We start from the raw sequence: 11,868 nt of genomic DNA, 5'->3' as shown, positions 1-11,868 counted from the left end.
TTGGTGTCTTCGCAGTTGGCCTGCCCCCCCCCCCCGCCCCCCCCCCCCCCCCACGACCCCGACCCACCCCCCACCCGCAGGCACCCACCGGAAGCCGCCCACCCGCAGGCACCCACCCGCAGGCGCCCACCCGCAAGCGTGACGGCACCCCGAAATCACCCACGAAAAGCCCGAAGGGGCCGCCCGCACCACGGATGGCGGGCGGCCCCTTCAAGGCACGCGGGGGAGGAGCGAAGGTCAGGAGGCCTTCGCCTTCTCCTCGGTCTTCTCGGTCTTCTCCGCCGCAGGCTTCGCGGCGACCGGAGTCGGCTTGGCGGCCTCGTAGAACTCCTCACGCGGGGACTCGAGGGCGCCGAGAGCGACGACCTCCCGCTTGAGGAACATGCCGAGCGTCCAGTCCGCGAACACGCGGATCTTCCGGTTCCACGTCGGCATCGCGAGACCGTGGTAGCCGCGGTGCATGTACCACGCCAGACGCCCACGCAGCTTGATCTTCATCTTGCCCATGACGATCATCGCGACGCCCTTGTGGAGGCCGAGGCCCGCCACCGCACCCTTGTTGGAGTGCGAGTACTCCTTCTGCGGGAAGCCCCGCATCCCGGAGATCACGTTGTCGCCGAGGACCTTGGCCTGGCGCAGCGCGTGCTGCGCGTTCGGCGGGCACCAGGCGTTCTCGACGCCGGCCTTGCGGGCGGCGACGTCCGGGACCTGGGCGTTGTCGCCGGCGGCCCAGATGTAGTCGGTGCCCTGGACCTGGAGGGTCGGGGCGGTGTCCACGTGGCCGCGGGGGCCGAGCGGGAGGCCGTAGCGGGACAGGACGGGGTTCGGCTTGACGCCGGCCGTCCACACGATCGTGTTGGAGTCGACCTCGAGGCCGTTCTTCAGCACCACGTGGCCGTCGACGCAGGAGTCCATCGAGGTGGAGAGGTAGATCTCCACGCCCCGGCTCTCCAGGTGCTCCTTGCCGTAGGCGCCCAGCTTGGGGCCGACCTCGGGGAGGATCTTGTCCGCCGCGTCGACGAGGATGAACCGCATGTCCTCGCGGGACACGGTCTTGTAGTACTTGGCCGCGTCGCGGGCCATGTCCTCGACCTCGCCGATGGTCTCCGCGCCCGCGAAGCCGCCGCCGATGAAGACGAAGGTGAGCGCCTTGCGGCGGATCTCCTCGTCGGTGGTGGAGTCGGCCTTGTCGAGCTGCTCGAGGACGTGGTTGCGCAGGCCGATGGCCTCCTCGACGCCCTTCATGCCGATGCCCTGCTCGGCGAGGCCGGGGATCGGGAAGGTGCGGGAGACCGCGCCGAGCGCGATGACCAGGTAGTCGAAGGGCAGCTCGTACGCCTCGCCGACCAGCGGGGCGATCGTGGCGACCTTGCGGTCCTGGTCGATGGTGGTGACCCGGCCGGTGAGGACCTCCGCCTTGGGCAGCACGCGTCGCAGCGGGACGACGACGTGGCGCGGGGAGATGTTGCCGGCGGCGGTTTCGGGGAGGAAGGGCTGGTAGGTCATGTACGACCGGGGGTCGACGACCGTGACGGTCGCCTCGCCGTAGCGCATCTTCTTCAGGATGCGCCGAGCTGCGTACAGGCCTACGTACCCACCGCCTACTACGAGGATCCTGGGACGCTCCGTGGTGCTCATGGCATCGAGTATCCACCCGCCTCAGGGGGGTCGCTCGTGCGCCCCTTCACAAGCATGCGCAAGGGGTGTGCTATCCTCCGCGGCCCGCGTGATCCACATCATGGCGGGAAACGGGAACCCGCGGAGGGCACGGCCCGTTGTCAATGCCGCGTGAGCTGCCTCTCCGGGCCGAAAGGGCCCGCGTGAGGGCCCCGAAACACGACCGTGCCGGGCTTCGCGAAACGTCCGCGCTCTCCGCTTTTGAACACGTTCACAGGGGGGTCGGACCTCCGGAAGGGCCAACCGGGCCGTCCATGCGGGCCGACCGGACCGAATTCCTTGTGAAGAACTTCACGAACTTTCCCGACGACGTGTCGCCGGGGCGCCGGGGAGGGGTCCGCACGGACCCCTCCGGCACGCTCATACGTTATCCGCACTGCTCAGCGGAGTGCTACTTACCGGTAACGAAAGAGAGCCACGCCACCGGCCTCGCGACGCCGTCGGGCACCGCTCCTCAACGCGCCTCGCTCGCCGCGTGATAGGCGATGCCGTCGAGGATGTCGTGCTCGCTCACCACGACCTCCTCCGCGTCGATCCGGTCCATGATCGACAGCAGGACGAGGGCGCCCGCGGCGATCACGTCCACCCGGCCCGGGTGCATCGAGGGCACCGCCGCCCGCTCGGCGTGGGTGGAGCGCAGCAGCCACTCGGTGATCTCACGGACCCGCTCCCGCGGGACCCGGGAGTGGTGGATGGCCGAGGAGTCGTACGCGGGCAGTTCCTGCGCGATCGCCGAGACCGTCGTGACCGAGCCCGCGAGGCCCACCAGCGTGCGCGCCTCGCGCAGCGGCACCGTGCGCTCCGCGAGGTCCAGGGCGGCCTCGATGTCGGCGCGCATCGCCGCGATCCGCTCCTCGGACGGCGGGTCGGTGACCCGGCCGTCGGCGACCAGGTGCCGCTCCGTCATCCGCACGCAGCCGACGTCGACGGAGCGGGCCGCGCGCACGTGGTCGTCGCCGACGACGAACTCCGTGGAGCCGCCGCCGATGTCCACGACCAGGTAGGGCCGGGGCAGACGGTCGTGGCCGGCCAGCTCCCTGGTGGCGCCCGTGAAGGAGAACTCGGCCTCCTGGTCACCGGAGATGACCTCGGGTTCCACGCCCAGGATGTCCCTCACCCCGCGCACGAACTCGTCCCGGTTCTCCGCGTCCCGGGAGGCGGAGGTGGCGACGAAGCGCAGGTGCCCGGCGCCGTGCTCCTTGATGACGGCCGCGTACTCCCGGCAGGCGGCGAAGGTCCGCTCCAGCGCCTCGGGCGCGAGGCGTCCGGTGCGGTCGACGCCCTGGCCGAGGCGGACGATCGTCATGCGGCGGTCCAGCTCGGCCAGTTCACCCGTGGCCGGGTCGGCGTCGGCGACGAGGAGACGGATGGAGTTCGTACCGCAGTCGATGGCGGCGACGCGGGTCATGGCGGGCCCTTCTGTCATCGGGTGAGCTTTTCCGGCACCGGGGGCGGTTCCCGCCCGTCCGGGGGTGCCGCCCCTCCGGGGGATGTGAGGACGAGGCCCGTTCCGGGCCGAGGCGGGGTCCGGGGCGCGGCCCCCGTGGCGGGACGGTCACTCCTCCGTGGCGAGCGCGACGCACGTCCCCTTGCGCCACCACTCCGGCAGCATCGCCAGCGCCTCGTCGCCCAGCGGGTTCACGCCCGGGCCGGCGGCCAGGGAGTGCGCCACGAGCACGTGCAGGCACTTCACCCGGTCGGGCATGCCGCCCGCGCTGGGGAAGTTCTTCAGCTCCTCGATCTCGTCCCGGCGCCGGATGTAGTCCTCGTGGGCGGCCCGGTAGGCGGCGGCCAGCTCGGGGTCGGTCTCCAGACGGGCCGTCATCTCCTTCATCACACCGTTCGCCTCGAGCGTGCCGATCGCGGAGTTCGCCTTGGGGCACGTCAGGTAGTACAGCGTGGGGAAGGGGGTGCCGTCGGGGAGGCGGGGGGCCGTCTCCACGACGTCCGGCTGGCCGCACGGACAGCGGTGCGCGATGGCGCGCAGGCCGCGCGGCGGGCGCCCGAGCTGCTGCCGGAAGGCCTCGACGTCCGCGTCGGTGGGCTCGGTGCGCGGGGTGGGCGGCGGAGGGGTTTCCATGGCCGTACGAAAGTCTCTCTGCTGTCGGTTCACTGGTGGGAGGCGTCGGACTTGTCGACCCCGTCCCAGACGTTCGAGTACCAGGGGCGGTCGGCCGCCCCGAGGTCGGTGCGGGACTGCCTGGCCGCGTCCGGGTCGATGACGACGAAGCCCGTCTCCCCCGGCATCACGTAGTGCAGCCGCTGCCGGATCTGCTGCTCGGCGTAGGCGTCGTCCTGCCAGCGCGCCTTGAGGTCGCGCAGTTCCTCCACCCGCTGCCTGGCGTGCTCCCTCTCGCGCTCCAGATCGGCGATCTCGGCGCGCTGGGAGACGTACTGGCGCATGGGGTAGGCCAGGGCCACGATCATCGAGCACAGGACGAGCGCGAGCAGGGCCGCGCGGCCGGTGAGGCGGGAGCGGCGGGCCTGGCGCCGGGTCTGGGAGCGGTAGACGCGGGCCGCCGTCTGCTCGCCGAGCAACCGGATCCTGGTCGCGGTGGAGAAACGGTCCCGGTCCCTCGCGGCCATCTGTCCCCGCCTCCCGTCTCACACGTGCGTACGTCCCCGCACACGGTACGGGACCGAGTACGGGGACGTACGTACGACTGGCTGACCCCTGCCCCGGGTCGGACCAACCCGGGGCCGGCCGGCTCAGCCCTTGCCGTGCCTACTGGTTCGCAGAGCGAAACCGCGGGAAGGCGCTGCGGCCGGCGTACACCGCGGCGTCGTCGAGGATCTCCTCGATGCGCAGCAGCTGGTTGTACTTGGCGACGCGCTCGGAGCGGGCCGGGGCGCCGGTCTTGATCTGGCCGCAGTTGGTGGCGACGGCGAGGTCGGCGATGGTGACGTCCTCGGTCTCGCCGGAGCGGTGGGACATCATGCACTTGAAGCCGTTGCGCTGGGCCAGCTCGACGGCGTCCAGGGTCTCGGTGAGCGAACCGATCTGGTTCACCTTCACGAGCAGCGCGTTGGCGGCGCCCTCCTCGATGCCGCGGGCCAGGCGCTCGGGGTTGGTGACGAACAGGTCGTCGCCGACGAGCTGGACCTTGTCGCCGAGCTGGGCGGTGATGGTCTTCCAGCCCTCCCAGTCGTCCTCGAACAGCGGGTCCTCGATGGAGACGAGCGGGTACGCGGCGACGAGCTCCGCGTAGTACTCGGTCATCTCGGCGGCGGAGCGCTCCTTGCCCTCGAAGGTGTAGGAGCCGTCCTTGTAGAACTCGGAGGCGGCGACGTCCAGCGCCAGGGCGATCTGCTCGCCGGGGGTGTAGCCGGCCTCCTTGATCGCCTCGAGGATGAGGTCGAGGGCCTCGCGGTTGGAGCCGAGGTTCGGGGCGAAGCCGCCCTCGTCGCCGAGACCGGTGGACAGGCCCTTGTTCTTCAGGACCTTCTTGAGGGTGTGGTAGACCTCGGTGCCCCAGCGCAGGGCCTCGGAGAAGGACTCCGCGCCGATCGGGGCGATCATGAACTCCTGGATGTCCACGTTGGAGTCGGCGTGCGAGCCGCCGTTCAGGATGTTCATCATCGGCACCGGCAGCAGGTGCGCGTTGGGGCCGCCCAGGTAGCGGAAGAGCGGGAGGTCGCTGGCCTCGGAGGCGGCGTGGGCGACGGCGAGGGACACACCGAGGATGGCGTTGGCGCCGAGGGAGCCCTTGTTGTCGGTGGCGTCCAGGTCGAACATGGCCTGGTCGATCAGGCGCTGCTCGGTGGCGTCGTAGCCGACCAGCTCCGGGCCGATCTGCTCGATGACGGCGAGGACGGCCTTCTCGACACCCTTGCCCTGGTAGCGGTTGGGGTCACCGTCGCGGAGCTCGATGGCCTCGAAGGCGCCGGTGGAGGCGCCGGACGGAACGGCGGCACGCCCGGTGCTGCCGTCGTCGAGGCCGACCTCGACCTCGACCGTGGGGTTGCCTCGGGAGTCCAGGATTTCCCGGGCTACGACGACGTCGATGGACGGCACGAGCATCTCCTTCTTGGGATGTGACGCTGGTTGTGCACGGGCACGTGGGCCGCGGTGAGCCCTTGTCGGTCCCTTGCTGGGCCTTGCGACTAGAGCCTAACCGCCCGGGGGCCTCCGGCAGCCGACCGACCGTCCCGTGGACAGACTGACGGTACACATTGTTCCCGCCCGGAACAAAGAGGGTGGGGCAATCTCCGGAACGGGCGGCGAACGCCGCGGGGAGGCGAGGGGGGCGGCCCGGACGCAGAAAACCCCGCCCCGGTGCGTACGGGGGGGGAAGACGCACCGGGGCGGGGAGCCCGTGGGGACGGGGGGACCCTCACGAGGTCCTCAGTGTGCGGACCTCGGATGTGAGGGGGCTGTGGCCGCGCTGGGGGCCGGGTGTCACTTGAGGTGCAGCTGCTGGCCCGGGTAGATGAGGTCGGCGTCCTCGACGACGTCCCCGTTCAGCTGGAAGAGCTTCGCCCAGCCGCCCTTGACGCCCTCCTGCGCGGCGATGGAGCTGAGGGTGTCGCCCTTGACGACCTTGTACTCGCCGTCGCCCTTCTTGACCTTCTTGCCGGTCGGGGTGGTGACCGTCTTCTGGCTCTGGGCGGCCGGGCGCTCGGCGGAGCGGGAGGCGCTCTGCTGCTCGGTCGAACGGGTCGTGGTCCCGGAGGACTCCGAGGACGACGAGCCGGAGCCGCTGTCGGAGGAGCCGCCGGTGTAGCCGGCGCCGGACAGGCCCTTGCCGCAGACCGGCCAGGCGCCCTTGCCCTGGCCCGCGAGGACCTTCTCGGCGATCTGGATCTGCTGGGACTTGGAGGCCTTGTCGGCGGTGGAGGCGTACTGCGTGCCGCCGTACGCGGCCCAGGTGGAGGCGGAGAACTGCAGGCCGCCGTAGTAGCCGTTGCCGGTGTTGATGGACCAGTTGCCGCCGGACTCGCACCGGGCGACGGTGTCCCACTCGGCGGCGGTGGCGGCGGAGGCGTTGCCGGCCGCCATCAGCGGGGCGGCGACGGCGGCGCCGGCGACACCGGCGACGGCGATGGCGCGGGTGGCCTTGGACGGACGGCGGTGCTTGCCCTTGCTGGAGAACAGCATGGATCGATCCCCTCACCGACGCCTGCGAGGTGAGCTGTCGGGTTCGGGCCGGTTGAGTTGCCCGGCCACTCCTCCACCGGGAGGCGTGGCTTCACCCCGAGCCGCTCCGGTCGACTGCCCGGTGCGGCACTTACCTTGGGTCCCCCGCTCCTGCCCACGGCGCTTGACGCGACGACTGTTCCCGGGCTGCCACTGGCAGGATTCGGCGTTGCGACAGCCGGGGCTCGGGTTGCCGAGCGGTCACGACCGTAGGCACGTGATCGACGGATTTTCAAAGACGATCAGGGCTTCTGAGACTCATCCCACACTTTCGCCAAAACGGACATTCAGCACGAAGTGTGACGTGAACTCCGCCGTTTCCAGCGGCCTTTCGCCCCTATTCGACCCCAGTCGCAAGGGTCTGACCGGGCACGATGTTGCTCGGGTCGGGCCCGATGAGGTCCTCGTTCTCGGCGTAGAGCGCACGCCATCCGCCGTCCAGGTCAAGGGAGTCGGCGATGGACACGAGGGAGTCACCCACCCGGACCGTGTAGGCGCCGGCCGTTCCGGCGGCGTGACGGCCGGCGGACGCGGTGGTCGTGCCGTCGGTCGCGCTCTCGTCGGCGGTGCCGCCCCGGTGGCGGCCGGAGCCGGTGTCGGTGGCGGCGGCGCCGGTGTCGACGAGGCTCCAGGAACCGGCACTCTGTGCGTAGTTGTCCGAGTTGTCCGCCTCGGGGGTCGCCGCGGACGACGCGCCTCCCGCCTGAGAGCCTTCCGCGCCGGCGTCGGCGGACGCGTCGGACGCTGCGGGGTCGTCGGGCGTCGAAGGCGAAGAGGACGAGGGCGAAGAGGAGGGGGTCTCGGCGGAGTCGCCGGGGGATTCGGCGGAGGGGTCGGCGGAGGCCTCGCCCGGATCCTCCGAGGACCCGGAGGAGTTCGCGGAGCCGGACGCCCCCTTCGACAAGTCGGACAAGCCGGACGACACGGGGGAGTCGGACTCTTCGCCGGCCACGCCGGTGTCCAGGTCCACCGAGCCGGACTCCTTGCTGAGCCCGGAGGTCAGCCCGCACGTGCCCCACGCGCCGACGCCCTGGTCGGCGAGGACCTTCTGGGCGACGGAGATCTGCTGGTTGCGGCTGGCCAGGTCGGGGCGCGTGGCGTAGTCGAGTCCGCCGTACGCCTCCCAGTCCTCCTGGGTCAGCGAGAGGCCGCCGTACTCGCCGCCACCCTCGTTGGCGCTCCAGGAGCCGCCGGTCTCGCATTCCGCCACCCTGTCCCACACGCCGCCGTCGGCGGCGCTCGCGGCGCCGGCGCCCAGCAGCGGGATGGCGATGGCCGAGCCGGTCACGCCGGCCGCGACGAGGAGGGCCGGGGCCTGACGGGGGCGACGGTGACGACCGTTCCCGGAGAGCATGCGGGCGCCTTTCTCGAGACAGCGATGGCCCGCGCGGCGGGTGAAGCCGGGGCGCCGCGCTGACGAGTGAACGTATAGGCAGACGATCACTTGTCACAAGTTCATGCCGCACAGATCACGTGAAGATCACAGAGTTGAGGAACGGTCACCTTTGCTTCGCGGAACGGTCATGTGGCGGTCGGTCAGGGAGCGGGTGCGGACGGTGTCCCCGGAACCGGGGACGCGGGAGGCGTGAACTCCACGGGAAGAGTGCGCAGCCCGCGCATGATGAGGCCGCCGCGCCACCTCAACTCGCCCGGGTCGGCGGCGAGCCGGAGGTCGGGCAGCCGGGTCAGGAGGGTGGCGAGCGCGGTCTGGCCCTCCAGGCGGGCGAGCGGCGCGCCCAGGCAGTAGTGGATGCCGTGGCCGTAGCCGAGGTGCTGGTTGTCGCGGCGGGACAGGTCGAGGGTGTCCGGGTCGGCGAAGCGCGCCGGGTCCCGGTCGGCGGCGGCGAGGACGACGAGGACGGGGTCGCCGGGGGCGATGTCCTGTCCGCCGAGGGTCAGCGGGCGGGTGGCGAAGCGCCAGGTGGCGAGTTCCACGGGGCCGTCGTAGCGCAGGAGTTCCTCGACGCCGGTCTCCAGCAGGGTGCGGTCGCCGGCGGCCAGGGCGTCCTGGAGCCGGTGGCGCTGGCCGGGGTGGGTGAGGAGGGCGTAGGTGCCGTTCCCGATGAGGTTGACGGTCGTCTCGAAGCCGGCGAACAGGAGGATGAAGGCCATGGCGGCGGCCTCGTTCTCGGTGAGGTGCTCGCCGTGGTCGGAGGCGCGGATGAGGCCGGAGATGAGGTCCTCGCCGGCGGTGGGCTCGGGGGGCAGGGCCTCGCGCTTGCGGTGGATGAGCTCGGACAGGTAGCCGCGCATCTTCTTCACCGACCGGGCGACTCCGCCGCGCGGTCCTCCGCCGTGCCGGATCATCATCCCGGCCCAGTCCCGGAAGTCGTCCTGGTCCTCCCGGGGGACGCCCAGCAGGTCGCAGATGGCGTAGATGGGCAGCGGGAAGGCGAAGTCGTGGATGAGGTCGGCGGTTCCCCGTGCGGCGAACCGGTCGATGAGGCCGTCGGTCAGCTCCTGGACGCGGGGGGCGAACTCGGCGACGCGGCGGGGCGTGAACGCCTTGCTGACCAGGCGGCGCAGGCGGGTGTGGTCCGGCGGGTCGATGTTCAGCAGGTGCGTCATCAACTCGGCCTTGCGCTCGCCGGGGATGCCGGTCTTGCCCTTCGCGTGTGCGGGCTCGTCGTGGTGCGCGGGGTTCTTCGACAGCCGCTGGTCGGCCAGGGCCTGCTTGGCGTCGGCGTACCGGGTGACCAGCCAGGCCTCCACTCCGCTCGGCAACGCGGTGCGGTGCACGGGGGCGTGCTCGCGCAGCCAGGCGTAGGCGGGATAGGGGTCGGTGGCGAATTCCCAGGTGAAAAGTTCCGGGGCGGCGCTGTCGGGGGTGGGCTGGTCGGTCACTCCTCGACGGTAGCCCGGATCACGGCGACGGCTTCACGCAGGACGGCGGGCCGGACGGCGGCTCCCCCGCGGCCACGACCGGTCGCGGGCGCACGGCCTCTCCCCGACGGTCCGGCGGAGTACGGCGGCGGCGGCGGCACGGACCGCGGGGCGCGCGGCACGCGGGCGCCCGTCCGGCCCTCCCCGGCGGGAGCGGCCCTCCGTCCGGCGGTCTCCTCCCCCACGTCCGCCTCCGGGTCCGGTCCGCGCTCCGGTCCGCGCTCCGGGTCCGGTTCGCGCTCCGGGTCCGGTTCGCGCTCCGGGTCCGTCCCGTGCGGACCGCGTGTCCGCACGGCGGAGCGGGTCAGTCCCCTCGGCCCCGGTCCGCCACGCCCTCGGTCGCCCGGATCGCGTCCCGGTAGGCCCGCGCGGCCGCCCGCAGCGCCGCCTCCGGGTCCAGCCCCTCCGACTCGGCCCGGGCCGCCAGGGCCAGCAGTTCGTAGCCGATGCCCTCGGACGCCGGCAGGGGCACCTGAAGGCCCGCGGTCCGCACGCGCGAGCTGAGCTTCGCCGCGAGGGCCAGGCCGGGCTGGTGGAGGGGGATGCCGTCGGTCACCGACTCGCGCTGCTTCTCGGCCGCCTTGGTGCGCAGCCAGTGCTCCTTCACCTCCTCCGGGGTCGTCGCGGTCGCGTCGCCGAAGACGTGCGGGTGGCGGTGGACGAGCTTGGTGACGATGGTGGCGGCCACGTCGTCGACGGAGAACGGGGACTCCTCGTCCTCCTCGGCGATGCGGGCGTGGAAGACGACCTGGAGGAGGACGTCGCCCAGTTCCTCGCGGAGCTCGTCGCGGTCGCCGTCCTCGATGGCCTCGACGAGTTCGTACGCCTCCTCGACCGCGTACTTCGCCAGGCCCCTGTGGGTCTGCCGGGAGGACCAGGGGCACTCGGCGCGGATGCGGTCCATGACCTGGACGAGGTCGAGGAGGCGGGCGCCGGGGAGGTCGTAGGAGGCGGGGAGCAGCTCGAGCTCCGGCATGGCGACGCGTCCGGAGCCCGCGAGGCGGGCGAGGCCGTCGGTGAGGGCCGGTTCGCCCTCGCCGGTCGCCACGACGACGACCGTGCGGCCGCCGGCACAGGCGGCGACCAGGTCCTCGGCGGCCGGGGAGGCCTCCTGCACCCGTATGCCCGCCTCGCGCAGATACGGCAGCTGGGGGTGGGCGCCGTCCGCGCACAGGACGCGGTCGGCGGTGCGCAGCGCCTGCCAGGCGGGCCAGGACAGCAGGCCGGGGGCGACGCGGTGGCTGGTGGTGAGCAGGACGACCCGGCCGGGGGCACCCTCCCGGGAGACCTCTGCGGAGCTGCTGTGTGCGTTCACCCCTCGAACGTAACCCACGCCGCCGACGGCCCGGCCGGCTGTCCACAGGCTCGCCTGCCGTCCACCGGGCCTGCCGTCCACCGGCAGGCCCGGTGGCCCGTACGGCGGTCCGTCAGGCCGTCCGCTGTTCGCCCGCCGCCGTCACGTCCCGCACCCACGGCGTCTTCGCGTCGACCCGGCTGACCTTCTTCACGTCCCAGTCGCCGTAGCGCGGGTTGAGGTCGACGCCGAGGTCCTGGGACGCCTTCGACAGGGCGTCCCAGAAGGCGGGCTGGCTGGTGTCGGTGCCGAGCGCCGCGGCGAGCTTCTGGGCCTCGAGCTGGAGGCGGAGGTTCTCGTCGAGGCGCTGCGGCGGGATGCCGTACTGCTGGAGCCAGGTCATCCGCAGGCCCTTCGCGCCGCCGGCCTGCTGTTCCAGGCCGGTCCGCATCTCCTGGACCTCCTTGCGGCTGACGGTGACGCCCGCGTCCTCGGCGGCGCGGTGCAGCACCCGGTCGAGGACCATGCCGTGCAGGGTGTCGCGGGTGAGGGTGCCGGTCTGCGCGACGGCCTGCGCGTACTGGGTGTCGTCGGTGACCGCCGCGCGCTGGGCGGCGCGGACCTCGTCGACCCGGTTCTCCAGCTGGGAGACGGTGATCCGCTGGCCGCCGACGACGGCCGCCGCACCGGGATGCGCCTCGCTTCCGCAGGCGGTGAGGAGGGGGCCGGCCGCGACGATCGCGGCGGACAACAGGAGCGCGGTGCGACGACGGCGGCTGTGCAAGGAAGCCTCCCGAGGAGATTGTGCGGCGGTGCACAAAGTCTTGCGGTGATCGATGGTAGGCAGTGGTGCGGCTGTGGCCAACCCATTCGACCA

Annotated in this window: 10 protein-coding genes and 1 riboswitch; all 10 genes read right to left on the bottom strand. The window is 72.1% G+C overall.

Annotation, left to right across the window (positions count from 1 at the left end):
* Positions 1 to 237: 237 nt before the first annotated feature.
* Entirely contained in the window at positions 238 to 1,638 is a 1,401-nt protein-coding gene (locus ACH4F6_RS13750; protein WP_397960302.1) for an NAD(P)/FAD-dependent oxidoreductase, read from the bottom strand.
* 493 nt (positions 1,639 to 2,131) lie between these two features.
* The gene (locus ACH4F6_RS13745) at positions 2,132 to 3,085 is read right to left on the bottom strand and encodes an exopolyphosphatase (protein WP_397960350.1); all 954 of its coding nucleotides are present in this window, start codon (positions 3,083 to 3,085) and stop codon (positions 2,132 to 2,134) included.
* Positions 3,086 to 3,232: 147 nt separating this feature from the next.
* Positions 3,233 to 3,757: a DUF501 domain-containing protein gene (locus tag ACH4F6_RS13740; RefSeq protein WP_397960301.1), complete on the bottom strand. Its 525-nt coding sequence runs from the start codon at positions 3,755 to 3,757 to the stop codon at positions 3,233 to 3,235.
* A gap of 29 nt (positions 3,758 to 3,786) precedes the next feature.
* Complete coding sequence (locus tag ACH4F6_RS13735; RefSeq protein WP_397960300.1) at positions 3,787 to 4,263, bottom strand: septum formation initiator family protein; 477 nt, start codon at positions 4,261 to 4,263, stop codon at positions 3,787 to 3,789.
* Positions 4,264 to 4,402: 139 nt separating this feature from the next.
* The gene (eno, locus tag ACH4F6_RS13730) at positions 4,403 to 5,692 is read right to left on the bottom strand and encodes a phosphopyruvate hydratase (protein ID WP_397960299.1); all 1,290 of its coding nucleotides are present in this window, start codon (positions 5,690 to 5,692) and stop codon (positions 4,403 to 4,405) included.
* A 384-nt stretch (positions 5,693 to 6,076) separates the two neighbouring features.
* Positions 6,077 to 6,775: a transglycosylase family protein gene (locus tag ACH4F6_RS13725; RefSeq protein ID WP_397960298.1), complete on the bottom strand. Its 699-nt coding sequence runs from the start codon at positions 6,773 to 6,775 to the stop codon at positions 6,077 to 6,079.
* A 4-nt stretch (positions 6,776 to 6,779) separates the two neighbouring features.
* A riboswitch (cyclic di-AMP (ydaO/yuaA leader) is annotated at positions 6,780 to 6,947 on the bottom strand.
* A gap of 204 nt (positions 6,948 to 7,151) precedes the next feature.
* Positions 7,152 to 8,168: a transglycosylase family protein gene (locus tag ACH4F6_RS13720; RefSeq protein WP_397960297.1), complete on the bottom strand. Its 1,017-nt coding sequence runs from the start codon at positions 8,166 to 8,168 to the stop codon at positions 7,152 to 7,154.
* 182 nt (positions 8,169 to 8,350) lie between these two features.
* Complete coding sequence (locus ACH4F6_RS13715) at positions 8,351 to 9,658, bottom strand: cytochrome P450 (RefSeq protein ID WP_397960296.1); 1,308 nt, start codon at positions 9,656 to 9,658, stop codon at positions 8,351 to 8,353.
* 343 nt (positions 9,659 to 10,001) lie between these two features.
* On the bottom strand, positions 10,002 to 11,012 hold the full coding sequence (locus tag ACH4F6_RS13710; RefSeq protein ID WP_397960295.1) for a nucleoside triphosphate pyrophosphohydrolase: 1,011 nt from the start codon (positions 11,010 to 11,012) through the stop codon (positions 10,002 to 10,004).
* 112 nt (positions 11,013 to 11,124) lie between these two features.
* Positions 11,125 to 11,775 (bottom strand): SurA N-terminal domain-containing protein, encoded by a 651-nt coding sequence (locus tag ACH4F6_RS13705; RefSeq protein WP_397960294.1) that lies wholly within the window; start codon positions 11,773 to 11,775, stop codon positions 11,125 to 11,127.
* Positions 11,776 to 11,868 lie beyond the last annotated feature (93 nt).

The sequence above is a fragment of the Streptomyces sp. NPDC017936 genome, from assembly GCF_044328485.1.
Classification (GTDB): domain Bacteria; phylum Actinomycetota; class Actinomycetes; order Streptomycetales; family Streptomycetaceae; genus Streptomyces.
Note: the sequence above shows the minus strand (reverse complement) of the source record. Positions and strands in the feature narration are given on the sequence as shown.